Here is a 25,497-nt window from a genome sequence, read left to right as displayed (position 1 = left end):
TGTTTTACCTGTCCCATTCCTTGACACTCTCCTTCTTTTTTATTATATTTTCGTGGGTGGATTGTGTCAAGTTTTATTATACTACATCAATATTGGTCAAAGCAGGTCAAAAAGTTTCTCCGATATAGCTTTTTCGCACCAAGCAGATCCGCCAACTGCGACTTTTGCTCAGTGTCAAGAAACAGACCGCTTCTCGGGTCGCTTAGCACTGCACAAAGCCACGCTTTTTCAAGTGCCGTCAGCGGGATATGAGGCTCTTTTTTCAGGATAGATCTGTATATGCTGTTCTCTTTTTTCAGCAGACCATATCCGTCCTCGCCTGTGAGCTTAGGTTCGAGGAAAAGAACGCTTTCAGAAAAGCCGTTCTGCCTGATGATATCTGCTATCTCAGCCTTTGTGACAGTGTGTCTTTTCAGGATTTTCTCCGTTATGCTGTAATAGGTGCTGTAAATTTCCGAAAAGAGTTTCATTCGTAAGCACCTCCGTATATTTCATAAAGCCTTGCGATATCCGAATCAAATTTATCCCGCAATTCCTCATTTGTTGTTTCAAATGCCACTATCCTGCCGATGAACGTTTTTATCCATGGGAAGGCTTCGTTAGCGTCAAAAAGGTCAATGTCAAAGGAGTAAAGCCCATTTGATATCTTTGCGACAGTACCGCTTCTTTTTTCACGTTCCAAACGCTTCACAACATACATTTCTTTTGCTTCGTCTACCGCTATCTCCATGTGGATATGCTCTTTTTGTCCGTATTTGCGAGCTTTTCCGAAGCTCGTTCCCCATAAAAATCTGCGGTTGTCCTCATAATATCTGTAATATGTATCATAGTCAGCTACCACATCAAGGGGAGTAACTTTCACTATGGAATCCACCCTTACAGACATCAGACGTTTCTGCTTTGCAAAATACATAATAAGATAATTTCTTCCTGTCTGCACCGAGCAATGTATCTTCAGCACAACGGCTGTTATCTCGTGCTTTTTGTCGTTCTTTCGGCTTACGCAGGATAGCAGAACAGCCTTTTTCTGCTCCATTGCCCCCATGATATCAATGAGTATCTCATCATCAAGAGTATGCACCATGTAAGCGTGCTTTCGCACAAAAATATTATTTTTCGCATTAAGCTTATCCATGATAAAATTGCCCACCACGCCAAAAGGGTTTTCCTCAGAGAAGAATTTTATCATATCCCCCAAGCCCTTATACCTGCTTACAATATCATCTGCGTAACAACCGGTTTTGGTGTATAGGATATTTCTTCCGCTTTTGACCTCCGACACCAAGCCCTCTTTTACATATTCCTTTAGCTTGATACGGATTATCTGCACGTCTATTACCATGCTGTAGTTTGCAGAAATATAGTCTGCTATCTCCGACACCGACATGGCGTTATCTTCAAGAGCGTCCATTAAAATAAAGTGCAGACGGATATCATTGTCCGTAAAGGTCTTTGAACGATAGCACTGATACAGTGGGTTTTGAAAAATGTTTCCCGAATCCACCTGCACAGATACTTTCTTTTTGTGACCCTCCAAAGAGGTGTGAACGTGGTCTGAAAGCCAGCTTTCTATCCTGCGTTTTTCGTTGTCATAGGTGCGCTTGCTTTTTGCGTCAAAGCTTTCTCTTGTGTGAAACCCAAAGATATAGAAATCACGCACATATTCTCTTATCTTTTCAAAATTCTTTATAAGTTCAGAATATACCGCCATTCAGAACACCTCCTTTGATAACATTATACCAAATCTATACTCCCATTGCAATACATAACAAAACCTCGCACCTTTTTTTATATGATTATTTTGTATCTATCTGCTATAATACATACAACAGCAAAAGTAGGAGGCGCACAAAATGTTTGAATATTATGATAAAGATAAAATGCTAGTACCGATCAAGATATGGACAGAGTCTATGGACGATATCGAGGAAAGCTGTCTTGAACAGGCGATAAACCTTGCAAATCTTCCATTCGCCCATGACCATATCGCATTGATGCCTGATACTCATACAGGAAAGGGAATGCCTATAGGCGGTGTGATAGCTTGCAAAAATACGGTGATCCCAAATGCAGTGGGCGTTGACATCGGCTGTGGAATGGCATTCGTGCAGACAGATATCCCTGTGAACATTCTTCGTGACACTGTAACAGGGAGCGGCGAGCTTATAAAGGTGATAGTAGGAAATATACTCCGTACTATCCCAGTGGGCTTTAGTCATTATGGCAAGCCGCAGACTTCTGCCGTGCTTGATAAGGCGCAAAGCGAGATAGAAAGATACAATGCTGACAGCGAATTGCTGAAATTTATCGAGCAGGGATATTATTCCGTTGGCTCACTGGGTGGTGGAAACCATTTTATCGAGATACAGGAAGACGAAAACGGCATGGCTTGTATAATGCTCCATTCGGGAAGCCGAATGTTCGGCAACATGATAGGGCAGTATTTCAACAAGATAGCCCATGAGATGAATGACAAGTATTTTTCAACTGTTCCCTCAGAGTATAATTTGCCGTTTCTTCCTGTGGATACAGACGAGGGTCAGAGATATCTTAATTGGATGAAGCTTGCAATGGACTTTGCTTTTGAAAACAGAGAGGTAATGCTTGAAAAGGTAAAGCATATTTTCACAGAGCAGGTTGAGAAGTATACGGGTATCACACCGAACTATAGTGACGAGATAAACTGTCACCATAACTATGCCGCACTGGAAAATCACTACGGAGAGAACGTGTGGGTACACCGCAAAGGCGCTATCCATGCGGCTGAGGGCGAAGTCGCTGTAATCCCAGGCTCTATGGGCTCAAACAGCTATATAGTCAAGGGCATGGGCAAGGCTGAAAGCTTTTTGACTTCATCTCATGGCGCAGGCAGAAACTATTCACGCACAGGCGCAAAGGAGAAATTCTCCGTTGAGTCTGTTATGGTAGACCTGAGGCAAAGAAACGTGGTGCTTGGAAAGACCAGTAAGAAAGACGTGGCTGAGGAGTGCCGCTTTGCTTACAAGGATATAGATGTTGTTATGAAAAATCAAAGTGACCTGACTACGCCTATAAAGAAGCTTTTCACAGTGGGCGTTGTCAAAGGATAGGAGGTAATTTATATGAAACTTGCAACTGCATTGGCTGAACGTTCTGATATCCAGAACAGAATAAACACGATCTCAGTCAGACTTGACAATAACGCAAAGGTGCAGGAGGGCGATGTTCCTGCGGAAGACCCAAAGGCTCTTATGGAGGAGCTTGACAGGCTGATAGTCCGTCTTGAAGATCTGGTGGCGAGGATAAATCTTACCAACAGCGGAACAGTATACGAGGGCAAGACTATCACAGAGCTTCTTGCACACAGAGATTGTCTGAAAAAGAAGGTAAGGATATTGCGGGATTTTCTGAATACCGCAAGCGACCGTGTCACAAGAATGACAAGAACAGAGATAAAAATAGTCAGCACTGTGCCTGTGTCAGAGATACAGAAAACGGTTGACGGTCTTGCAAAAGAACTGAGAACTGTGGACGAGAAAATTCAGGAGCTGAACTGGACAACAGAGCTGGTGTAATAAAATGGGTGGGATATCTACAGGGTGGATGTATCTCTATCAGCAGAGAATGTGCTGATTATGGACAGAAACTTCGGGCAGGTTTCAGAGGTTCAAGTCCTCATTTGACAACGCATTGCCAGCAACGTAACACGCGTATCGTAACAAATTCTTATTACCACCTTGCATCAACTGTAGATAGGGTAGGGATATGAAAATCGGCATGACCTTGATTTGGTCGTGCCGATTTTTTTATGCAATGTAATCAGAATTTTTCGTGAAATGTGCAAATGCTCAAATTATTCACTCATAAAATGTGCAGAGAGTGCCACAATCGCCTATTTTACGCCCTTTTACTCCTCATGTGCAAGAAGCCTTTTATAGCTGCGGTCAATGCCTATTGCACCAAGGGGTGCTGTGATAAGGATCGCAAGCACAGCCACAGAAAGTACTATCTTTCCGCAGGGCAGACCAAGGGACATCGGCACTGAGCCGATAGCCGCCTGAACTGTCGCCTTTGGCATATATGCCGTTACACAGAAAAGCTTTTCTTTAAGGGTCAGCTTCGTGCCGAGAAGACATATCCATACTCCCACGGCTCTGAAAATAAGCGCTCCGAAAATAAGAAGTACAGCCGCCACACCTGCCGTAAGGGTGTAGCGTATGTCCACTGCCGCACCAACAAGGACAAAAAGCACAGCCTCAGCGGCTATCCAAAGCTTGCCGAACTTTTCTGAAAGCCTTGCAGACACGCTTTTGTCAGCCTTTATTTTTATCACGCAAGCCATTGCCACAACTGCAAGAAGTCCCGATACAGCTACATAAGGTTCCAAAAATGTTTCCACTGACATGAGCAGGAACGCCAAGCCCAAGATAGCGATGACCTTTGTGCTGTTTCTTATTTTGTTACCTTTGCGGTAGGATATCTCAAAAATATAGAAAAGCACAAACCCTGACAGCGAGCCGAGAAGCACTCCGAGGATTATTGACACGGGGATATTGAGAAAATCCGTCGCCTTTGCAGAGCCGCCCTGTGCCATTGTTACGAATGTGGAGAACAGCACGATAACGAAAATATCATCGCATGAAGCTCCCGCAAGTATCATTTGCGGTATGCTTTTTTCAGTGCCGTATTTTTCTTCTATGAGCTTCACCATTCTCGGCACTACCACCGCAGGGGATACCGCACCAAGCACCGCACCCATAACAGCGGCTTCCGTGTGGTTTATCCCAAGAAGCAGTGGAGCAAGGATAAAATATCCCAGTATCTCAAAGCTTGCAGGCAGAAATGACATCATGACCGCAGGTCTGCCCACCTTTTTCAGGTCAGACAAATTGAGTGACAGCCCTGCTTTGATAAGGATAATGATAAGGGCTATCTGCCGAAGCTCTGAGGATATGCCAAGTATCTTAGGATCCAGCAGATCGAGAACGTAAGTGCCTGTGAGAATGCCCGTTGCAAGCATACCGATTATCCTCGGCAGACCGATAGTCTGAAAAATGGCGGCGGCTGACAGCCCCACAAGAAAGATCACAGCCAGTGAAAATAACATAATTATACCTCCCAAAAATCAAAAAAAGCTGACAACTCCTGCGTAAAAAACAGAAGTCATCAGCTTAATAAGCGGTTTAGGTTTCCCAGGGGAGAACATCATTCCCCGATATGAGATTTTACTATTGTATTTTACCACATTGCCGTGATAATGTCAAGTGCTTAACAGGTCTGTGGTTGGGCTTTTTTCATTTTTGTGGTCTGGCGCTGAGCCATAACAAGCTTGTAGTATACGCCTTTTTTCTGCATAAGTTCAGCGTGAGTGCCGAACTCTGCAAGTCTGCCCTTGTCAAGGACGATAAGCCTGTCGGCGTTGCTGAGGGTGGAAAGTCTGTGAGCAATGGCAATTGTCGTCCTGCCCTTTGTGAGCTTGCCCAAAGCGTCTTGTATCTGCTTCTCCGTCTGAGTGTCAAGAGAAGCCGTCGCCTCGTCAAGTATTATTATTTTAGGGTCATGGAGTATCGCCCTTGCAATGGCAATTCTCTGACGTTCGCCACCCGAAAGCTGATAGCCCTTGTTGCCCACTCGGGTGTTGTAGCCGTCAGGGAGCTTTGTGATAAAGTCATGAGCATTCGCAATTTTCGCTGCCCTTATTACTTCCTCAAAGGTAGCGTCAGGCTTTGCATATGCTATATTTTCAAGTACGTTTCCGTCAAAAAGGAAAGTTTCCTGCAACACCACGCCCACCTGTGAACGCAGACTGTGCTGTGCAATATCCTTTATGTTCACACCATCAATGCGTATCTCTCCCTGCGTGCAGTCATAAAGTCTGAGAATAAGATTTATCATTGTGGATTTTCCCACACCTGAGTGTCCCACAATGCCTATCATTTCGCCCTTGTTTATCTTGCAGGTTATGTCTTTCAGCACAGGATTGTATACCTTGTAGCCAAAATAAACGCCGTCAAATTCGATATCGCCTTGAATGTCAAGGTCAATAGGGTCATCACAATCACGAACGTCAGTGTCCTCGTCAAGTATCTCAAAGACCTTGCCTGCGGAAACTGAGGTGTCCGCAAGATTTCTCGGTATCTGTATGAGCCAGCGTATAGGTTCGTAAAGCATTGCAACGTAGGTGGTGAACTGTATAAGCTGACCTAATGTCATGGTGTGGTCGAGAATCATGTTTCCACCGAAATACAGTACGAAGAAGTTACCAATGGTGAGGATAAATTCTGAGGCAGGAATGGTGAGATACCACATCATTTCCGCACGAACACAGCTTTTCGCCCAGCGTTCGGAACATTCTGTGTAGCGCTGTATCTCCCTTACCTCGTTGCCGTAGGACTTTACAACTCTTATGCCGTTTAAGATATCATGCAAAGTTTCTCCATGAGAAACGCCGTTTTTCCATACCTTTGTGTAGCGTATCGCCATGGCGTCAAAAAGCTTTTGCACTATTATGAAAACTATCGGCACAGGCAAAACTGTCATAAGCGCAAGCCGCCAGTCCATGATAAAAAGCAGTATGCCTATTATCACAAGGGAAAGTATTTTTACTATGGCGTCCTTGCCGTTTGCAGTGATGAAGTCCTCAAGCTTTGCGGCGTCGCTTGAAACACGGTTGATAAGCTCGCCTGCTGTTCGCTTTGATATGGAGTTCATAGAAAGCTGTTGTGACTTTTCAAATATCTCTTGCCTAAGGTCACGACCCAAATTGAGAGCCACCTTGAAACTGTTTTTCATGTTGAAAAACTCAAACACTCCTGCCAAAAGCAGCAGGGTGACGATAGTGATGATAACTCCTGCAAGTCCTGCCCAATGGGTGTTTTTCGGGGTAACATACTTGTCGATTATAACTCTGTCAAGATATGGCGCAAGCACCCAAATAAGCTCGGAAAGTATCGTGCATATAACTGCGATCGCAAAATATTTCTTGTATGGCGCAATGCGTTTTATGAGCTTGACCATTGTCTTGCCCTTGCCTGTGCAGTAGATACATTCTTTTGCGCCCTCCAGCGGCAGACCGCATTTTGGGCAGACAGGCTCTTCCGTGTCGGTTATCTCCATAAGCTCGCCTGTGCGCAAACAGTGGTCAAGAAGCTTCATAAGCTCGGCGTATCTGAGAAACTGATCCTGTGAAAAACCGCAGAAGCAGATAGTTTCACCGCTTTTCAGCGTTCCCTGAGCCATTGAAGTGCCTATCTGCTGTTTGCACTCAAACTCGGAGAAATCGTCTATGCTGTATTCAAGTGTTATCTCACTGCCGTTGTAAATGTATATCTTTTCTTTTGTCACGCAGAAATGTCCGTCCATTTTGTCGCCCTTACAGGTGAAGTTTGCAGGCAGGGAGTAAACAATGTCTGCCGGGGCATTCTGTGGCAGGGAAGTTTTTAGATCCATATTTTCACACTCCTTTCAGTGTGGTCTAACACCTTTTAGGTGTACATTTCAAGCACCTGACGGCTCTTTCTGTCAAGCTTGTGAATGTCAGGGCAGAAATATTTGTTGCCGTCTGCGTCGTTGACGTAGAGATAATCATAGCCTATCATTCTGAAATTCTGATACCAGTCACGGATACAGATAGTTTTCTGCCCCGAAGTGGTGTCAGCCTTTACAAAGATCGCACCACGCATATTGTCCTTTATGCTGTAGACCTTTGTTATCTCAGGCATATAGTATTTGTATTCAAGATAGCTATCAAGAAGCTTGTTTTGCTCACCGTCAAGCTCCGCCATATCTTTTATAACGCCTATCTCACGAAATTCTTTTTCAGAATTTTCGTATGAAAGGCTTATGTAGGTGGTCTTTGAGTAAAATGGTATGAGCCTTGTGGGGTTTACCTTGTGATAAGTCCTGCCCTCATAATCGAGGGTAAGAAAGCCGCTTTCTTCCTTTGCAAGGCGTATCTTTTTGCAGTCAAGCAAGGTCAGCTTATCGACCTCGTAGACCTCCTGCTCAGCGGTAATATTTTCAGCCATTATGTTCATCTCCTTACTATTCGTTTATGAACTGCAATGCTTCAGATTGCAGCTTGTAAAGCTCGAAATATTTGCCTTTTTCTTTTATGAGCTTGTCATGTGTACCCATTTCTTTAAGTTCTCCGTTTTCGATAACGCAGAGCATATCAGCGTCACGGAGAGTGGAAAGGCGGTGTGCGATAGAAATAATCGTCCTGCCCTGTTTCAGATTGTCGATAGCGGCTTGTATCTTTCGCTCTGTCCTTGTGTCCATGGAAGCGGTCGCCTCGTCAAGGATAAGTATGTTAGGCTTCTGAATGATAGCCCTCGCGATAGATATTCTCTGCTTTTCACCGCCTGACAAGGATATTCCGCCCTCGCCAACCTTAGTGTTATAGCCCTCAGGGAGCTTTGTTATAAACTCATGTGCGTTTGCGGACTTTGCCGCTTCGATAACTTCTTCCATGGTTGCGTCAGGGTTTGCATAGCGGATATTGTCAGCTATCGACCCTATGAAAAGGAAAGTTTCCTGAGAAACTATACCGATATTTCTGCGCAGATCGTCAAAAGCTATCTTCCTGATAGGCACACCGTCAATGGTTATCTCACCACCTGTTACGTCATAAAGCCTTGCCATAAGGTTTATGATAGTGGATTTTCCTGCGCCTGTTTTACCAACGATTCCAAACATATGCCCAGCCTGCACCTTGAAAGAAACGTTTTTTATGATAGGGTGTCCTGCTTCATATTCAAAGGATACATTTTTAAGCTCGATATCCCCCTTCATGTTTTCCATATGAACAGGGTGTTCGTCCTCTTTTACAGTAGGCAGAGCGTCCATTATCTCAAACATTCTTGATGCGGCGTCCATACATTTTGCCCAGCGGTCGCCTATCCATGTGAAAAAGTTGATAGGATCCATCGCCATTTCGGTATATGAGATAAGTGCAGAAAGTGCGCCGAATAGTATGTGACCTTTTATGACAAGCACTGCGCCAAGGCAGAAAACAAGCTTGTTCACTATCCTATAGAACGTCCATATAACAGGGATAGTGTTTGCTATTCGTGAGTTTATCCTTGAGTTTATCAAAAATGCGTCAGTGTTTTTTACCCTATAGCGTTCTATCTCTCTGTCCTCACGGGCGAAAGCCTTTACCACACGCTGACCGTTCATAACGTCAGACAGCACCGAGTTTGCAGAACGCATTGCAACGTCATATTTGCGGTAAAGCTTGCGCTGGCTTTTGTAAAATTGGTGCTGAACTATCTCTATCACCGAGATAGTGAGGATTATGCCAAGTGACAGAAGTGGCGAAATTGTGAGCATTATCACCGCAATGCCCACTATCTTTACCACGTTTGTAAGACCATACGGCACTATATCCGTGAAAAACCAGTAGATGTTCTGACTATCACGGTCAACTCTTGACATAAGCGAGCCTGTCTGTTTGCTTGTGAAAAAGTCAAGGGAAAGCCGCTGCATTGAGGAGAATATCTTCACCCTAAGCCGGTGCGTAACAACAGGCACGACCTTTGAGGTTATAATGCCTGAAATGATACGCATTATCATTCCTGCAATGTTTATGCCCACGATGAGCATTACTATCATGAGTATCTTGCCATAGTATTTTCCGTTTTCCGCAAGCACATCATCATAGAGCATCTGAGAGCCGAATATCGGCGAAAGCACTGCGAAAACGTTGCTTAAAACTATGGTGAGCAGTATGAGAAATACCGCACCCTTAAATTCACCGAACATAGAAAGCAGGCGTTTGAACACCGAGCGTCTGTCTACACATCTCGGACAGACAGGGCGGTTAGGGTCAGGATAAGGCTCACCGCAGGTAGGACAGTGGGTCTTTACTCCTTCCAGCAGGCGGTCGTCAATAGGCTCGTTCTTGGCTGTGCAGTTCACACGCTGGCTGAATTTCTCAAATTTGTCAGCAAAGCCAAGTGAGAACCTCGCTATAGGGAATTCCTTGCCTGACTTGTCCTTTATCATAAGTCTTGCGGAATTTGCATAGCGGTCAACAAACATTTCTTCAATGCTGTCTATGGGGTATTCATCATAGCCTGATACTGTGAAGCTTACGAGATTTTTTCTCTTCTGCCCACGCTTCATTTTTCCGTATTCTTCATAGCCACGGAGTATGCAAAGGGTGTCTTTTGTAAAAGTTATGTATACGTCCACATATCCGCCCTCACCGTCAAGGTCAGCTTTTACGCAGTAAAGCAGCTCGTCGGTCATAACTCCACGCTTTAGCAGTTCGTTTTCTGCAAGCTGTGGCAAAACGTCAAAAAACTTCATGTATTACCTCCTTTTCGGGATAAATTTCATATTCTTCCGATATAATTCTGTAAATTCGCATAATGTAACTGCCTATAACAGGTCAAAAAAAGACCTCTGATACCTGATATCAGAGGTCGCAATAGATCTGCAGTATAATATCCAGAAAGCTGATAAAAATCTCATTAGCTTTTGGTAATAAGGGCAGGCAAAATGACATCTGAAAGGCATATTGAACTTACGTTATTTGTAAGGCTTGTATTCTCGTTAGTCTTTAGAAGATCAAAAAGAATATTTCTCATTTTACCCACCGCCTTTCAGTTTATATTCATAGCGTTTATCATTATACGAATTTTCGTGAAATATCACGCAAAATTTATTATATAGCCAAATTTTCTATTTGTCAATAGGTTTTTTCAATATTTTTTTACTTTTTGAAAAAGCCGCCCAGAATATCAGTGCAAGAAGTATCACCGCAAAGCACATCCAACCAATAAGGATAGGCTTGCTTCTGTTTGAAAATGTGTCGTAGTAGCCTTTAAGATAGATGAAGCATATAAGCGCAGGCACAACATATGTCATGTAACTGCGAAGCCAGTTAGGGATATGCTTGCCCTTGCCAGTGTTGGCTTCCTTGATGAAGTTCTCCCAGCCCCAGCCGTTTTTGCGAACGCAGAAAAGCACTCCCACAAGAGAGCCAAGTGGCAGAAGATTCGATGATACCAAGAAGTCTTCAAGATCCATGATAGTCGAGCCTGCGCCCATAGGCTGGATATTTTTCAGCAGGTTAAATCCAAACACAGCAGGCATTGTAAGCACAAGTATCATCACAAGGTTTACAATAAGTGATTTTTTTCTGCTCCAATCCCACAGCTCAACTGACATTGTGATAATGTTCTCAAATACTGCGATAACAGTGGAAAGTGCCGCAAATGACATGAAGATGAAGAAGAATATTCCCCACAAGCGGCTTGAAGCCATGTGGTGAAAAACGTTAGGCAGAGTGATGAAAAGCAGTGACGGACCTGAGTCAGGCTCAATGCCGTATGCAAAGCAGGCAGGGATTATGATAAGTCCCGCAACGATAGCCACGGCAGTGTCAAGAACGATAACGTTCACAGACTCGCCTACAAGAGTGCGGTCCTTTTTCAGATAGCTTCCGAAGATCTCCATTGTGCCTATGCCTATGCTCAGTGTGAAAAACGCCTGAGTCATTGCGGCGAAAAGCACTGGTGTGAAGCCTTTTTCTTTAAATACGTCAAAGTCAGGCACAAGAAAGAATTTAAGCCCCTCAGAAGCACCTTTCAGCCTGATAGAGTTCACCGCCAGCACCACCATGAGCGCCATAAGCAGTATCATCATAAATTTCGTTACCTTTTCAATGCCATTTTGCAATCCTAGTGCGCAAACACCGATACAAAGTACGATAACGATAGCCGAGAATATGAGCATGAGCCACGGGGAAGCCTGCATATCCTTAAAAGCCTCAGCCGTTGCCGCTGTGCTTGAAGCGTCCAACGAGCCAGTGGCGTATTTGAAAGCGTAGTATAACATCCAGCCTGTGACCATGGTGTAAAACATCATGAGCAGATAGTTTCCTGCAATGCTTGTGTATTTTGTGCAGTGATATCGGCTACCTGGCTTTTCAAGTCGGTTGAAAGCCTGAGAAAGACTTCGGTTGCTTCCTCTGCCTATGGCAAATTCGCATATGAGTATTGGAAGACCCAACAGCACAAGGCAGATAAGGTATAGGAACAGAAAAGCTCCGCCGCCGTTTTGTCCGCAGATGTATGGAAATTTCCACACGTTGCCAAGACCAATGGCACACCCTGCGGACACAAGTATAAATCCCAATCGGGATTGAAAGGTTGCTCTGTTTTTATTTTCGTTCATAATAATTCTCCTGTAAAAATAGTCATACAATCTTTATTATATAGTATATCGTGGCTTTTGTCAAATTTTCACAAAGTATCATATTACTATGCTAAAACGTGTTAAAAACGAGCCTTTCAAAAACGCAAAAGCGGGACGTCGAGGGCGCCGTCCCCTGCATATACTGCAAAATGTTTTGTGAAATTTTGCCGAAAACAAAAACCCTCCCGAAAGGGGAAGGCTTTGTTTTAAGGAAATGTATTATTAAAGGATAATTATTATGCAAATTTATATAAATTCTATTTTTCTGTAGGAGTCGATAGCGCCCTGATGTTTAACGCTTTCACCGCAGAATTTATTTGAAAACGCTATACAGCGTTCTAGCTGTGCCTTGTCAAGGTCACAAAGACCTTCGGCGGTCACATTGAGAGTTTTTAGTGCATATAGGAACGAGCCTATAAATCCGTCCCCTGCACCTGTTGTGTCAACGGCTTTCACCTTTTCGCTCTCTGCAAATGCCTGTGCGTTATTGGTGAAAGCATATGCTCCCTCTGAGCCGCAGGTGTATATCACAAGCTTCACATTGCCTGTGAAAAGCTTTGGCAGAGCGGCTTTGATGTCGTTTTCACCTGTGATAAATCCAAGCTCTTCGTCTGATATCTTCACAATGTCAGCCATTGGTATAAACTCATTCACGGTATCATGCAGAGCTTTCTTGTCGTTCCAAAGAGGAAAACGCAGATTAGGGTCAAAGCTTATCATTGCGCCTTTTTGACGTGCATAGGCGATAGCCTTTTTGTGTGCGTCTTTCATCGGAAAATCTCCAAGGGAAACACTGCAAAAATGCAGTGCGTATGCGTCCTCAAACCATTCCTCTTTTACCTGCTCCGCTGAAAAAAGCATATCTGCGGAGGGCTTTCTGTAGAATGAGAACGTCCTGTTGCCGTCATTTTCAAGGCTCACAAAAGCCAAAGCTGTGTTCGCCTTGTCGGTGAAGCTCACAAGGGAAGTGTCGATTCCAGCCCTTGCAAGGTCGCCTGCTATCTTTCTTCCGAATGGGTCATCACCAAGCTGAGTGATAAATTTCGAGCTTCCACCAAGGATAGTGAACGCTCCGCAGACGTTTGCAGGCGCTCCACCACTTTTAGGGCTGAAAGCCGTTACTTCTTCAAAGGCACAACCTGTCTGTGCAGGAATAAAGTCTATCAGTGCCTCGCCAATGGCAAAAAGTGTGTTTCCCATTGCAGTTCCTCCTCTCAGATGTCCCAGACCTGTGCCTCAAAGCCGTTTACTTTAAGCTTTACGCTGTCATTATCGGGATATATTCTTGTTGACATCACAGTTTCGCCGTCATTGATATATACCTCAATGCTTGACATATCTGCGATAACTCTTATGTTTCTCACGCTGTCTATCTCTGCGTTTCTTACCGTTCTGCCACAGCCGTATTTTTCATCAGTAAATCTCATTGAAAAAAGCTGCTTTTCTTTATCGAAGCCAAGTTCCAGCTTGCCGTCAAATGATATGCTGAAGCTGTCCGCAGGCTCACCGTCAAGCTCAAATGGCAGAGGATATTCTGCAGTTTGATCGCTGCTCTGACGGCGTGCGTTGCTTTTAAGCTCGTCAAATTCAGCTATAGGCTGCTGTCTGAGCTTGCCGTTGGGTGCTATAGTTACGACCCTCGGTATGGTAAGGCAGTGCTGCCAGCCAAACTCAGTTGTGGCATTGCCGTATGCCTTGTTGTCCATGCCAAGCCAGCCTATGAGTATTCTCCTGCCCTGTGGGTCAAGAAATGTCTGCGGTGCATAGAAGTCAAAGCCCATGTCCCACTCGGTGAAGTCACCGAGAACGCTGTCCTCAAGCTTGCCCTGAACAGGGAAGTAGCCTGATTCGTTGAGGTTCTGCCACTTTGTTTCATAGTGAGGCATACCCTGCGGGCAGGTGCTTAAAAAGCCCTTGCCGTCTATCTCGAAATAGTCAGGGCATTCCCACATATAGCCGTAGCCCTCTTTGTATACCTTGCCGGTGTATTTCCAGTTTATAAGATCGTCAGATTCGTATACAAGCACACAGCCCTCGTCGTCAAGAGTTCTTGCACCGAGCACCATTTTCCATACGTCGCCCTCTTTCCACACCTTTGGATCTCTCACATGGCATGAGCAGAAATCAGGGTAGTTGCTGTTTCTGAGAAGTACCTGCTTTTCACTCATTTTGCTTCCGTCTGTGGTGGTGACGTGGATAACGTTCGCACCTCTGCCGGCTTTGACATAATCATAATCGCCTATCATCTTCACATTACCTGTGTAGAAAATATGCAGAACACCGTCATTTTCAATGGCGCTTCCTGAGTAAACACCATGGCTGTCCTCGGGAATGTCAGGCATCATAACTGCTCTGTCATAAGTCATGTGCATAAGGTCGCTGCCGTGATAATGTCCCCAGCCTCTTGGCGTGTGACCGTCAGCGGCAATTGGGCTGTACTGAAAATAAACATGATATTCGCCCTTGTAAAAGCTCAGACCGTTCGGATCATTGAGCCAGCCGTCAGGCGGTTCGATATGAAATCTCTGACGCCATTTTGCGTTCTTTATTCTTTCCCTGTTTTCCAGTTTCTCTTTGTTATCCATTTATATCCTCTCCTTTTAATGCGTTGACTATGATTATTGACGGTTTGTCTGTACTTTATGCGTTTACCTTTATTAGCTTATCTCCTATAGTCACTTCTGTGCCTTCTTCTGCAAGCTCCTCAACGGAGGCAAATTCGTCTGAATTGCCCACAAGAACAGGTGTGATAGTCTGATAGCCCTTACTCTTTATAAAGTCCATATCGAAAGTGATAAGCGTCTGTCCCTTTGTTACTCTGTCGCCCTCAGAAACGTAAGCCTTGAAGCCCTCGCCTTTAAGCTCAACAGTGTTTATTCCAACGTGGATAAGAAGTTCCTTGCCGTTGTCAAGTGTCAAACCAACTGCATGGAAAGTGTCAAAAAGCGTTTCGACCTTGCCGTCGCCAGGTGCAACGACCTTGCCCTCGGTAGGTTCTATTGCCGCACCAAGACCAAGTATGCCTTGCGCAAAGGTCTGGTCAGGAACGTTTTCAAGCTTTACAGCCTTGCCGCTAAGCGGAGCTGTGATAATGCCGTCATCTGCTACGTCTGCATTTTCAGCCTTTGTTTCCATAGCCTGTGCAGGCTGTTCAGCCTTTTCTGTCTTGTTTTCGCAAGGCTTGTGCTCGTTTCTTATCTGCTCGTTGTTCGTGCCGAAAAGCCAAGTAAGAGTGAATGCAACGCCCATTGCTACAGCCATTGATATTATATACTTCACTGGGTGGTTGAGTGTAAGAAGTATTGCAAATATTCCTGTTACACCTGTTGCAGTTGCGCCAAGGTGGAGGATAGAAGCGACCATTGCTCCGCAAGCGCCGCCGATAGAGCCGAATATGAAAGGCTTTACAAATCTAAGGTTTACACCAAATATTGCAGGCTCTGTTATGCCAAGCATACAAGACAGAGCAGAAGGATAAGCCATTGATCTGATCTTATTGTTCTTGCTTCTTACTGCCACTGCAAGGCAGGCAGCTCCCTGAGCCATATTTGCGGCAGATGCCAGAGGCAGCCAATATGTCGCACCATATTTAGCAAGCTGACCAATGTCAATAACAGTGTACATATGGTGTATACCGCCAACAACTGTTGTTGAATAGAAACCGCCCATTATGAACGAACCAATGCCGAATGGGATAGTGATAAGCTTCTGAACGCCTGTGATAATGCCATTTTCAAGGGCAACGAATACAGGACCGATAAAGGTGTAAACGAGAAAAGCTGTTACTGTAAGGCTCACAAGAGGTGTAACGAAAAGGTCGACAATGTCAGGCACTTTCTTGTGAAGCTTTTTCTCCATAGTCGCAAGAATGAATGAAGCGATTATGATAGGAATTACATGGCCCTGATAACCTACCATGTGAACGTTGAACAGACCAAATATGGAGAACGTCTGCTCATATCCGTTTGTTGAAACTGTCCAAGCGTTTTGCAGGTCAGGGTGGATAAGGAACATTCCTATTACCGCACCAAGATAAGGGTTGCCACCGAACACCTTAGTTGCAGAATAGCCAATAAGTATCGGCAGGAATGTGAACGCTGCATTTGAAAGCAGTTTGAATATTGTGAAAACATATCCATTTGTGTCAAGAGATATAAAGCCGTTTGAAGCCATGAAATTCAAGGCTTCCATTATTCCCATGATAAGACCGCCTGCAACGATAGCAGGGATTATAGGTACGAATACGTCACCAAGAGTTTTGATAAGCCTTTTGAACCAGTTCTGCTTCTGAGCCACCTGAGCCTTGACTTCGTCCTTTGAAGAGGCTTCCACGCCTGCCTCTGCGATAAATTCATCATAGACCTTGTTTACCGTTCCGGTGCCTATGATGATCTGAAGCTGTCCTGAAGCTTCAAAAACGCCCTTTACAACATCAATGTTCTCCAGGGTATCCTTTTGTATCTTTGAGTTGTCTGCGATTATAAGTCTTAATCTTGTGGCACAGTGTGCGGCACTGACCAGATTTTCCTTTCCGCCTATAGCAGAAAGTATCTCACGAGCTGAACTTCTGTGATCCATATTATCCCGTCCTTTGCTTGCTTTTTTATTATTTTGCCCGAACTATGTTATTTTATCAGTTTCATTATTTATGTGATACCGATTTCATTAACTATATTATAACCTATGGCAGTGCATTTGTCCATTGACAAATAATATAAACTTACAAGGCGGTATTACAAGGTTTCACACAGTTTCACATTTTTTCTCTGTAGACTCACGCTCTTCCAGCTCAAAACCGAGCGTCAATGTCCTTGGTATAGAGCTTTCTCGTTTAAGTGAATTGAGCAGCATTTGTGCCGCTTCTATACCTGCGGTGCGATAATGAAAATGCACAGAGGTCAGGGGAGTGGACGTGACATTACAAAGCTGAGAGTCGCCAATACCTGCTATCATTATATCCTCCGGTACTTTCAATCCCTGCTCACGGCAGGCAAGGAGTGCGCCTGCGGCAAGATTGTCGGTGGCACAGAGAATGTGGTCGTACCTTCTGCCGCTTCTCAGTAGTGTCAAAGCCTTTTTGTAGCCTGAGTCCATTTTAAATTCAGCCGTCTGCATATCAGACTTTTCAATGTTGATGCCGTTATCAGAAAGGGCGTGGAGAAACCCGTCTTTTCTTGCCTGACCTGCCGCCTTGTCCTGCTCGGTAACACCGATAAAAGCGGGCTTTTTGCAGCCTTTGTCAAGCATAAGCTTCTCTGCGGTATAGGCGGCTTTGTAATCGTCATGACAAACGCAGTTTGCACCCTTGTATTCCTGTCCCACAATTACCACCGGCACACGCATTTTTTTCAGCACAGCGTCATGGAGCGGAGTGAAAACAGAAGCCAAAAAGATAACTCCGTCAACACGATTGCTTCGGAAAAGCTCCAGATATTCCACTTCTTTCTTTGGGTCGTTGGCAGAGTTCACAAGCAAAAGCTGATAGCCCTGCTCACTGAGTACCTGACTTATTCCCTCCACCTCTCTTGCACAGCTCTCACTTGAAAGCTTCGGTATAATAACTCCCACAAGCTTTGTCACCCTTGTTCTCACGTTCTGCGCCTGAACGCTTGGGGCATAGCCTGTGGCCTCTATGGCGGCTTCAATAAGCCTGCGCTTTTCTTCGCTCAAATAGCCGTCGTTGAAATATCTGCTCACAGCAGATTTTGATACTCCTGCGGCTTTTGCAAATTCGGTAATGTTCATTGCTCGTCACTCCTTTTATTATATTATACCACTGCACTATGAATTTTCAATATGGTTTCATATGAATATTTCATATATAATGTGAAACTGATTCAACTAAAAAAACTGCCGCACCCAATCGGTACAGCAGTTATGAAAATCTATTTCACTATGGCATGAAGCTTCCATTTTCCACCCTTGTATCTTATAAGGCTCACCATAGCGGTCACAAACCACGTTGCAGCGGTGGTGTACCATATGCCCCAATAGCCTATGAAAGCTATCCTTGTGAGGATAAGTGAAAGACCTATCCTGCATATTACCTCCGCCATGCCGTTTACAAGGGCATAGTTTGTATCGCCTGCGCCGTTTAAAAAGCCCCTTGTGGTGTGGATAATACCCAGCGACCAGTAGAAAAGTGAGGTTATGATAAGCGCTTTTGCCGATATGCTTATAACAGTCTTGCCCTTGACAAACCAAGATGTTATCGCTCCACCGAACAGTGTGAACAGCACAAGCACCACTGCCGAGAATATCACCGATATCTTTATTGCACAAGCAAGACCTTTCTGCGCGCGTTTTTCTTTTCCTGCGCCGATATTCTGTCCTGTGAATGTTGAAACCGCCGCATTAAGTGAAGAAAACGGCTGTTGAACGAACTGCTCAATACGCATTGAAACTGTGTATGCCGCCATGACCGTTTCGCCAAAGCCGTTAGTCACACGCTGGAGAGCCACCATTGATACCGAGATAAGTCCGTTTTGTATGGCGATAGGCACGCCTGTTTTCACACAGCGGCTCATCATGTCCTTGTCGGTGTGCAGATCGTCGGCGGTGAGCTTTATCTCTCCGCTCACTGCAAAGCAGTACACAATACAAGAAATGGCAGAAAGTGCCTGCGTAAGCACTGTCGCCCATGCCGCACCTGCTATGCCGAATTTGAATACCACCACAAAAAGCAGGTCAAGGAGGGCATTCAGCAAACTTGCTGCACCTAAGAATATCAGCGGTGTTTTTGAGTCGCCCAAAGCCCTCATTATGGCGTTTATCCAGTTGTATGCTGCCACCGCTATCGTTCCGCCGCAGGCTATCTGCATATACGCCGCAGAATCTCCAATGAGCTTGTCAGGAACTTTCAAAAGCTCCAGTATAGGTTTTGCGGCAGGCACGGATAAAAGGCTTATTACAATGCCGAATATAGCCGTGACAAGCGCTGAGTTGAATACTGCCGACCGCATGGCTTTTTTCTTGCCTGCACCGAAATACTGTGCGACAATTATTCCTGCACCCACCGACAGCCCTATGCAAAGGGTGTAAAAAAGATAAGTGATAGAGCCTGTAGCACCAACAGCGGCAAGGGCGTCATCGCCCAGATAACGCCCAACCACCATAGTGTCCACTATATTGTATGTCTGCTGCAAAAGATTTCCTGCAAGCAAGGGCAGTGAAAACATTATTATGTGTCGCATTTCACTGCCTTGTGTCATGTCTGTTGTTCTGCTTATTTTAGTCATTATTTCCCTTACGCTTCTTTCTCGCTATGCCGTATATCACTGCACCAACTGCCGCAGCAGCGCAAACGCCTGCGCCAACAGCTATAGGAAGCTTGCTTTTGCCTGACTTAGTGCTTTCAGACTTCGCAGGCTTTTTCTTCTCGAATGGTATCTTTCCGCCTGTTACCTGCATAGCGTCAATTGTATATTTGCCTGATTTTATGGTTACCTTTGCGGTGTGGGCGCCCTCAGACAAGCCTTCAAAATGGCATGATATCTCACGCTGACCTGTCCTTGAAACTGTCACGAGCTGTTCATCACCTCCGTCTATGGATACCCCGAGTATAGCGTTTTCTCTTGTTTCACCTGAAAGCGCAAAGCCTGTTCCCTCAAAGCTTACTGTGAAAGAGTCGCCCTCTGTGCCATCTGATATGGTTCGTTTGTAGTTTTTGAAGCTGCTCATAAGGTTGTGTTCCCAGTTGCCCTCAAAAGTGAAGCAAGAGTCTGTTTCGTCAAAGCGAGTTACATATGTGTCACTGCCCTCCACAGGTTCAGCAGAGAAGTTGTCAAAGCTGTTTTTGTTGTATGAGCTGAAAAGTGACGCTCTGCCTGCACTTATAAGGGATTCCCCCTCGTTCACAGTGTATTCAGCCACCATGTTTCCGTCAATATATCCACGGATAACGTTGTTTACAGCCTCGACTTTAAGCTTGTGAGAAGCTGTGCCGTCAAAGCTGTCTATGCTTCCACTGCTAAGAGTGCCGTCATTTGCTTTAAGCTCCCAGCTTCCGTTCTCATAAAGCTTTATCCAATAGCCACTGTATGAATTGCAGCCAAGCGTGTATCTCAGACCAACGCCCACATAGTTTGATCCTGCGTCCTGCGAAGTCGCAAAAGCAGCGTCAACGTTCACAGAGTAGTTATACCACCTGTCGTCACCGAATGTAGTCACAGGTTCGGGGGTGTAGCCCCACTCGTTGGCTTTCATGTCAGCCGTTATCTGCTGAACTAGCATATTGCCCTTGTCGGTCTTTTCCACCTCGAAAGCACCGCCCTGATCTGTTGTGTATCTTGGCGCATTGCCCCTTGATGAAAGATAATTCTCAGGATAGCCTGCATACTCAAAATCGTCCGAATATGGAAGCTTCAAAACAGTGCGTTCGCTCTCGTCAGCGTTTTTGTATTCTGTGCGCTTAGGTGTAACAGTAGAAATTGTCACAATAGAATTTGGCTTCACTGTCACAGAGTATGTATAAGCTCCGCCGTTCTCTGTAGGGGTTATATCCTCAGTTTTCTTGAAATAATTCTCGTCATAGCTGCCGCCAATGCTGTCAGGACCTCTTGTTTCCCATACGCTCACGTTGCTTGACGCCTTGTCAAGTCCTGATACCTTGAGGTCATACTGTATAGGCTCGCTGGTAGTGTTTGTGATAATAGTGCTGTAATCGCCTGTTTCTGTGTCTGTGGCGGTCATATAGCTGTAAACTGCGTCGACGATAGCGTGGCCGTCACCGCCTTTTTTGCCGTCGCTGTAGCAGCCGCTGTCAACGAACGCCCAGCCTTTTTCAATGAACTGCGAAAAATGCAGAGACATATAAAATCCGCTGTCAAGCATATAATAACCGCTCCAAGGGTCGCAGGCTGAGATAAGCTGTTTCTGACAGTAGCAAGCGCCGTCATAGTATGCCGATACAACAGGCTGATACTCATAAAGTGTCATTTTGCCGTTTGGATACATTCCGATTATTCTGTTTGCAATATCAAGGGTGCCGTTTATGCCTGCCAGACCTGAGCCGTCATATCTGTATGTGCCCTGAGCATATGCCATTGGCGAGCTTGCTTCGCTGAACCAAAGCTCTTTGTTTTCTTCATATGCAAGCTTCTGTGTGTTCTCGGTGGACTCGCTTGTGTAATGGCTTCCCACCACGTCAACAACGTTCATAAGTTCGCTGTCCTCATACATTCTGTCAGCAAAGCCCCATGTGCAGACCTCTTCTCCACCGACTATCTTTATCTTTGAGTAGTCATAAGGGGTGCATTTTTCACTTTTGAGATGTGAGGAAAGATATTTCACCCATTCAGGGTCAGCTCCACGCTCATTCTGCACAGCACTTACATAGTCAAATTCAAGTCCATATGTTTCATAAGCGGCGTCAAGGGTGTTTTTATACCATTTGTATCTTGCAGCATAAACGTCGGAAGCGTCAGATACCCACCTTGGTTCACTCCACCAAAGCATATCCAAAGTGAGGTCAGGATTTATCTTCTTTGCGTCAGCGGCAAGCTGGTATGCCGCACCTCTTGTTACGTCAGCCTTTTCGTCCTCTGTTCTCATTACAGACGGTTCTGTGCCTGATGATGAGTTTATATCCGCACCCATTTCCAACTTAAGGTGAGTAATGCCGATACCCTCTTTGCCAAACATATACTTCATTATCTGCTCATATACATCAGGGTGTTCAGCCTTGTAATCCAACAGAAGCCTTGATGAGTTGTTTGCACTCACCATGCCTGCCCCTCTGTAGCGCATATTTTCTTTGAGCTGAGCCGTAGTTCCGTCAATAACTATCTCTCTTGTATTATTTGTATTGCTATCGTTCACCGTTGTTCCCTCCGCACTGCAATTGTAAGCGCCTGCGCCAGATATCATCATGACCAATGCTGACACCATTGACGCGCTCCTTTTTAGTATCGTCATAAGTTATCCTCCTTGCATAAAGCATGGCTTCTTGCTTTCTTATGACAATTATAAGCTTAAAGGAGTGTATGGTCAATCTGAAATATTTTGCATATTATTAAGATACGAACATTTTGCTTTGAAATATGCTAAGAAAATTCTAATAAAGCTTAAAATATTATTACAAACCTGTTCCTCTTGAACGACGGTATTCTCTTGGCGAAACGCCCTCCAGCTTTTTAAAAACGATGCTGAAATAGTTTCTGTCCTCATAGCCCACCTGCTTGCCTATGTCGCCTATGTCAGAATCGGTGTTAAGAAGCAGAGATTTTGCCTGAGAGATACGTCGTTTTGCAATATATTCAAGGGGACGCATTGAAGTTTCTGCTTTAAAAACACGGCAGAAATGTTGTACTGACACTCCCGAAAGTCCTGCAAGTGTTTCTGCGGTGATATCCTCCATGTATCGGCTGTCAATATACAAAAGCGCCTGCCTTGTAATGCTTCCCACGTTGTTTCGGCTGTCAGGGAAAAGCATTGCAGTCCTCATAGCGAGGATATATTCATACACAAGTGCGGAAGTTTTTTCGCCACAATTCACAGGGTCGGCAGCGGCAACTAAAATTCGCTCAAAAAGCTGGGCGGGTTTTTGGGTGTTTATCTCAGGGTAGAATCTAAAGCTGTCAAAGCCAAGGTTTGCAAGCATTTGCCCCGCAAATTTACCACGGAAAACTATCCAGTTTGTTATCCAATTTCCATTTACAGGATAATATTCATGTGGAACGCTAGGGGGCAGATAAAATGCCGAGCCTTTTGTCTGCACAAATTCTTCTCCTTCGACAATTAGTCTGCCCTCGCCCCCTGAGGTAAAAAGGAGCTGATGTGAAACAAGCCCTTTGTCCCTTGTGACGTGATATTCAGGGTCGGAAATGCCTATTCCGGTGAGATAAAAGGGCAGGGAAGTCTGCCTACCGATAACAGGATATATGACCTTTGTCACTGCCACACCTCCTTTTCAAAGTGTAGTTTCTTGGTAAATTATATATCCACAAGGGCAGTTTGTCAATAGTTCGGTGCTTGACTACGGGTAAACATTGGGCTAAACTTTTATACACAGCGTTTTTCGACACAGCGAACGTCCGAAAGGCAGATGAACATTTTGGAAAAAAATCACGATAGAAAAGCATTCAAAGCCCTGATACAGACTGAAGGGTCAGCATTTTCGCTGACCCTTTTGCTTTGTCCTGCTATTTAATTCTCTGAAACATCAATAACAACGTATTCAGACTTGCAGCCTGTTTTGAATTTTATCGCCCAGTCTGAAATGCCTGATGTCACGATAAAGTTGGTGTCCTCACGCTTTTCATAGCCGTATGTGCGGTCATTGCCGCCGATGAGAGTGCCAAGGAAGTTTATTGGTATGAGCTGACCGCCGTGTGTGTGACCTGATAAAACAAGGTCTACCTTTGACGCCGCCTGAGCGTCATAATCACAAGGCTGGTGATCCATTACAACTGTGAACTTCGAGCTGTCAAGATCCTTTGTGAGCTCTTCCATAGATGCTCTGTGACCGCCCTTTTCCATTTCCTCAGACCTGTCCTGTCTGCCTATTATGTAGAAACGATCGTCGATAAGCACGGTGTCGTCCTGTAATACGTTGACATTGTTCTTTTCAAGCTCCGCAATAAGATCGTCACCGCTGTAGCCACGATACGAAGGGTCATAGTATCCCTTGTCATGGTTGCCAAATGAGAAATAAACGCCGTAGTTTGTTTTCAGCTTGCCAAGAGCTTCACAGCACTGTATCATGTCCTCTTTTGATGTGTCATCATCAACAAAGTCGCCTGTTATAAGCACCACATCGGGGTCAAGCTTCTGTATCTCTTCCATGTACTTTGCGAAGCCGTCCCCATGGAACGTTGTGCCAACGTGAGAGTCTGCAAATTGAACTATCCTTATGTCACCTGACTTCTTATCAGTTTTCAGTGTGTAGTCAGTTTCCCATACATTATTGCAAAGATACCAGCCCACTGCAAGATACACCACCGTCAGCGGCACGGCGATAAAGCCTGAAAGGCATTTGCTTGCCTGTTTCTTTGATATCTTCTTTCCAATGAACACAAACAAGTCGCACAAAAGCCAGAATATAACAAGATGCAACAAACAGATTATCGCATTTATCCAGTCCCATATAAGCCATATTATGCCGCCTGTGAGTACTATAAGACCTGCACTTATGGCGTATTTAAGTACCTTTTTATCCTTTGAAAGCTTTTTTATAAAGCCAAAAGCTGATATTCTTCTTGTGAGATAAATAAAGCCAGCCACAGAGCAGACCGCCACAAGAATAGCTATCATTAACCATAAAAACATATTTTGCCTCCTGTAAAATTGCTGTAATATCATTATAAGTCCCCAAGCGGACTAATTTCAACAAGCTTTTTTTAACATTTCTTTACCTCTGTTAACATTTGTACCTATGTGCTGTTGAAAAAAGCGACAATAAGTTGTATAATTATCATATAGCAGAATGGAGGAAAGCAATATGTATGAAATGAAACGCACTGTAAATTGCAGCCAGATAGGTTCGCATGGCATAATAAGAAATAGCTGCCTTGTTGACCTTTTGCAGGATTGCTCTGTTATCCACCTTGACACTCACCCTGTTATGTCGCCTTTTTTTGAAAAAGAAAACTGCGTGATGTTTCTTGTGTCAAGACAGCTCGATATCGTTCGCAGACCTGAGCAGAACGAAAAGCTCACCGTCAAAACATGGACCTATGAGCTTAAAAGAATGTATGGCTACAGAAACACAGTTATATATGACGAAAACGGTGATATCTGCGTGAAGTCTATAGCTTCTGGCGCTTTCATGGACAAGACCTCTCAGCGGCCTATAAAAGTTCCACAGGAGCTTGTTGATAGGGTGAAGCTCTATCCAAAGCTTGATATGGAGTATCTTCCAAGAAAGATAGCCCTACCTGATACTGAGCCACAGGTGTATGAGGATATCCCGGTGCTGAAATGCTATATCGACATGAACGAACACGTCAACAATGCGAGATATCTTGATATAACAGACGAGTTTGTGGAAAATGAGTCTGCTGTGAAGCGTATCCGTGTGGAATATAAAAATCCCTTGAAGCGTGGTAAAGCCATAAAGACTCTTGTTTATACCGATGAGGGCAGAAAATTTGTGGAGCTTTGTGATGAAAATAATAAGCCATATTGCATTACTGAGTATGATTATAGGTCATAATATACAAAATAAGCCTTGCTACAGCTAATTTAATTGTATAAAACATAGAAAGCATATTAATCCTATTGACATAGTAGGAATAAAGTGATATAGTATAACCATAGCAAACATAAGCGGTACAGAAAACCGCATAAAATAATTTTCATATCGGAGGTAGA

General features: G+C 44.5%; 18 protein-coding genes and 1 riboswitch. Of the genes, 3 read left to right on the top strand and 15 right to left on the bottom strand.

Annotated features, from left to right (window positions below):
• Positions 1 to 86: 86 nt before the first annotated feature.
• Positions 87 to 470, bottom strand: coding sequence for a hypothetical protein (locus OCV57_RS04930; protein ID WP_267300644.1), 384 nt, complete (start codon positions 468 to 470; stop codon positions 87 to 89).
• A complete protein-coding gene (locus OCV57_RS04925) occupies positions 467 to 1,711 on the bottom strand; it encodes a WYL domain-containing protein (protein ID WP_267300643.1) in 1,245 nt (414 codons plus the stop codon). The genes OCV57_RS04930 and OCV57_RS04925 overlap by 4 nt, the downstream gene beginning before the upstream one ends.
• 142 nt (positions 1,712 to 1,853) lie before the next feature.
• On the opposite strand from OCV57_RS04925, the gene OCV57_RS04920 reads away from it, so the two are divergent.
• Positions 1,854 to 3,089 carry an RtcB family protein gene (locus OCV57_RS04920; protein WP_267300642.1) on the top strand — a complete coding sequence of 412 codons (1,236 nt, stop codon included), beginning with the start codon at positions 1,854 to 1,856 and terminating at the stop codon, positions 3,087 to 3,089.
• A 12-nt stretch (positions 3,090 to 3,101) separates the two neighbouring features.
• Positions 3,102 to 3,554: a DIP1984 family protein gene (locus OCV57_RS04915; RefSeq protein ID WP_267300640.1), complete on the top strand. Its 453-nt coding sequence runs from the start codon at positions 3,102 to 3,104 to the stop codon at positions 3,552 to 3,554.
• A 332-nt stretch (positions 3,555 to 3,886) separates the two neighbouring features.
• Here the strand turns inward: OCV57_RS04915 and OCV57_RS04910 are convergent, their stop codons facing one another.
• The 13 genes from OCV57_RS04910 to OCV57_RS04850 form a co-directional block, all read right to left on the bottom strand.
• Positions 3,887 to 5,086: a cation:proton antiporter gene (locus OCV57_RS04910; protein WP_267300639.1), complete on the bottom strand. Its 1,200-nt coding sequence runs from the start codon at positions 5,084 to 5,086 to the stop codon at positions 3,887 to 3,889.
• Positions 5,087 to 5,129: 43 nt separating this feature from the next.
• Positions 5,130 to 5,201, bottom strand: a riboswitch (Fluoride riboswitch).
• Between the two features lie 46 nt (positions 5,202 to 5,247).
• Positions 5,248 to 7,428, bottom strand: coding sequence for an ABC transporter ATP-binding protein (locus tag OCV57_RS04905; RefSeq protein WP_117891876.1), 2,181 nt, complete (start codon positions 7,426 to 7,428; stop codon positions 5,248 to 5,250).
• 35 nt (positions 7,429 to 7,463) lie between these two features.
• On the bottom strand, positions 7,464 to 8,006 hold the full coding sequence (locus tag OCV57_RS04900; RefSeq protein ID WP_195249065.1) for a DUF1854 domain-containing protein: 543 nt from the start codon (positions 8,004 to 8,006) through the stop codon (positions 7,464 to 7,466).
• A 16-nt stretch (positions 8,007 to 8,022) separates the two neighbouring features.
• Positions 8,023 to 10,293: an ABC transporter ATP-binding protein gene (locus OCV57_RS04895; RefSeq protein WP_256321338.1), complete on the bottom strand. Its 2,271-nt coding sequence runs from the start codon at positions 10,291 to 10,293 to the stop codon at positions 8,023 to 8,025.
• 375 nt (positions 10,294 to 10,668) lie between these two features.
• The gene (locus OCV57_RS04890) at positions 10,669 to 12,165 is read right to left on the bottom strand and encodes a sodium-dependent transporter (RefSeq protein WP_267300638.1); all 1,497 of its coding nucleotides are present in this window, start codon (positions 12,163 to 12,165) and stop codon (positions 10,669 to 10,671) included.
• A gap of 267 nt (positions 12,166 to 12,432) precedes the next feature.
• The gene (locus OCV57_RS04885; RefSeq protein WP_117891872.1) at positions 12,433 to 13,386 is read right to left on the bottom strand and encodes a carbohydrate kinase family protein; all 954 of its coding nucleotides are present in this window, start codon (positions 13,384 to 13,386) and stop codon (positions 12,433 to 12,435) included.
• Positions 13,387 to 13,400: 14 nt separating this feature from the next.
• Positions 13,401 to 14,771 (bottom strand): glycoside hydrolase family 32 protein, encoded by a 1,371-nt coding sequence (locus tag OCV57_RS04880; protein ID WP_267300637.1) that lies wholly within the window; start codon positions 14,769 to 14,771, stop codon positions 13,401 to 13,403.
• A gap of 55 nt (positions 14,772 to 14,826) precedes the next feature.
• Positions 14,827 to 16,764 carry a PTS sucrose transporter subunit IIABC gene (locus OCV57_RS04875; RefSeq protein WP_267300636.1) on the bottom strand — a complete coding sequence of 646 codons (1,938 nt, stop codon included), beginning with the start codon at positions 16,762 to 16,764 and terminating at the stop codon, positions 14,827 to 14,829.
• A gap of 165 nt (positions 16,765 to 16,929) precedes the next feature.
• Positions 16,930 to 17,931, bottom strand: a complete 1,002-nt coding sequence (locus tag OCV57_RS04870; RefSeq protein ID WP_267300635.1) for a LacI family DNA-binding transcriptional regulator — start codon at positions 17,929 to 17,931, stop codon at positions 16,930 to 16,932.
• 140 nt (positions 17,932 to 18,071) lie between these two features.
• Positions 18,072 to 19,424 carry an MATE family efflux transporter gene (locus OCV57_RS04865; RefSeq protein ID WP_267300634.1) on the bottom strand — a complete coding sequence of 451 codons (1,353 nt, stop codon included), beginning with the start codon at positions 19,422 to 19,424 and terminating at the stop codon, positions 18,072 to 18,074.
• A complete protein-coding gene (locus tag OCV57_RS04860) occupies positions 19,417 to 22,101 on the bottom strand; it encodes a glycosyl hydrolase family 59 (RefSeq protein WP_267300633.1) in 2,685 nt (894 codons plus the stop codon). The genes OCV57_RS04865 and OCV57_RS04860 overlap by 8 nt, the downstream gene beginning before the upstream one ends.
• A gap of 160 nt (positions 22,102 to 22,261) precedes the next feature.
• Positions 22,262 to 23,080, bottom strand: coding sequence for an AraC family transcriptional regulator (locus OCV57_RS04855; protein WP_267300632.1), 819 nt, complete (start codon positions 23,078 to 23,080; stop codon positions 22,262 to 22,264).
• Between the two features lie 251 nt (positions 23,081 to 23,331).
• On the bottom strand, positions 23,332 to 24,453 hold the full coding sequence (locus tag OCV57_RS04850) for a metallophosphoesterase (protein WP_267300631.1): 1,122 nt from the start codon (positions 24,451 to 24,453) through the stop codon (positions 23,332 to 23,334).
• A gap of 172 nt (positions 24,454 to 24,625) precedes the next feature.
• On the opposite strand from OCV57_RS04850, the gene OCV57_RS04845 reads away from it, so the two are divergent.
• Positions 24,626 to 25,339, top strand: a complete 714-nt coding sequence (locus OCV57_RS04845; RefSeq protein WP_267300630.1) for an acyl-[acyl-carrier-protein] thioesterase — start codon at positions 24,626 to 24,628, stop codon at positions 25,337 to 25,339.
• Positions 25,340 to 25,497 lie beyond the last annotated feature (158 nt).

It is taken from the genome of Hominimerdicola aceti (assembly GCF_025567495.1).
Lineage (GTDB): Bacteria > Bacillota > Clostridia > Oscillospirales > Ruminococcaceae > Hominimerdicola > Hominimerdicola aceti.
This window is presented reverse-complemented; position numbering and strand designations above follow the sequence as displayed.

What these genes read in the sequence shown, in the direction of transcription:
- OCV57_RS04930 (WP_267300644.1), bottom strand. Translation starts at nt 470, where the DNA reads ATGAAACTCTTTTCGGAAATTTACAGCACCTATTACAGCATAACGGAG.
- OCV57_RS04925 (WP_267300643.1), bottom strand. Translation starts at nt 1,711, where the DNA reads ATGGCGGTATATTCTGAACTTATAAAGAATTTTGAAAAGATAAGAGAA.
- OCV57_RS04920 (WP_267300642.1), top strand. Translation starts at nt 1,854, where the DNA reads ATGTTTGAATATTATGATAAAGATAAAATGCTAGTACCGATCAAGATA.
- OCV57_RS04915 (WP_267300640.1), top strand. Translation starts at nt 3,102, where the DNA reads ATGAAACTTGCAACTGCATTGGCTGAACGTTCTGATATCCAGAACAGA.
- OCV57_RS04910 (WP_267300639.1), bottom strand. Translation starts at nt 5,086, where the DNA reads ATGTTATTTTCACTGGCTGTGATCTTTCTTGTGGGGCTGTCAGCCGCC.
- OCV57_RS04905 (WP_117891876.1), bottom strand. Translation starts at nt 7,428, where the DNA reads ATGGATCTAAAAACTTCCCTGCCACAGAATGCCCCGGCAGACATTGTT.
- OCV57_RS04900 (WP_195249065.1), bottom strand. Translation starts at nt 8,006, where the DNA reads ATGGCTGAAAATATTACCGCTGAGCAGGAGGTCTACGAGGTCGATAAG.
- OCV57_RS04895 (WP_256321338.1), bottom strand. Translation starts at nt 10,293, where the DNA reads ATGAAGTTTTTTGACGTTTTGCCACAGCTTGCAGAAAACGAACTGCTA.
- OCV57_RS04890 (WP_267300638.1), bottom strand. Translation starts at nt 12,165, where the DNA reads ATGAACGAAAATAAAAACAGAGCAACCTTTCAATCCCGATTGGGATTT.
- OCV57_RS04885 (WP_117891872.1), bottom strand. Translation starts at nt 13,386, where the DNA reads ATGGGAAACACACTTTTTGCCATTGGCGAGGCACTGATAGACTTTATT.
- OCV57_RS04880 (WP_267300637.1), bottom strand. Translation starts at nt 14,771, where the DNA reads ATGGATAACAAAGAGAAACTGGAAAACAGGGAAAGAATAAAGAACGCA.
- OCV57_RS04875 (WP_267300636.1), bottom strand. Translation starts at nt 16,764, where the DNA reads ATGGATCACAGAAGTTCAGCTCGTGAGATACTTTCTGCTATAGGCGGA.
- OCV57_RS04870 (WP_267300635.1), bottom strand. Translation starts at nt 17,931, where the DNA reads ATGAACATTACCGAATTTGCAAAAGCCGCAGGAGTATCAAAATCTGCT.
- OCV57_RS04865 (WP_267300634.1), bottom strand. Translation starts at nt 19,424, where the DNA reads ATGACTAAAATAAGCAGAACAACAGACATGACACAAGGCAGTGAAATG.
- OCV57_RS04860 (WP_267300633.1), bottom strand. Translation starts at nt 22,101, where the DNA reads ATGACGATACTAAAAAGGAGCGCGTCAATGGTGTCAGCATTGGTCATG.
- OCV57_RS04850 (WP_267300631.1), bottom strand. Translation starts at nt 24,453, where the DNA reads ATGTTTTTATGGTTAATGATAGCTATTCTTGTGGCGGTCTGCTCTGTG.
- OCV57_RS04845 (WP_267300630.1), top strand. Translation starts at nt 24,626, where the DNA reads ATGTATGAAATGAAACGCACTGTAAATTGCAGCCAGATAGGTTCGCAT.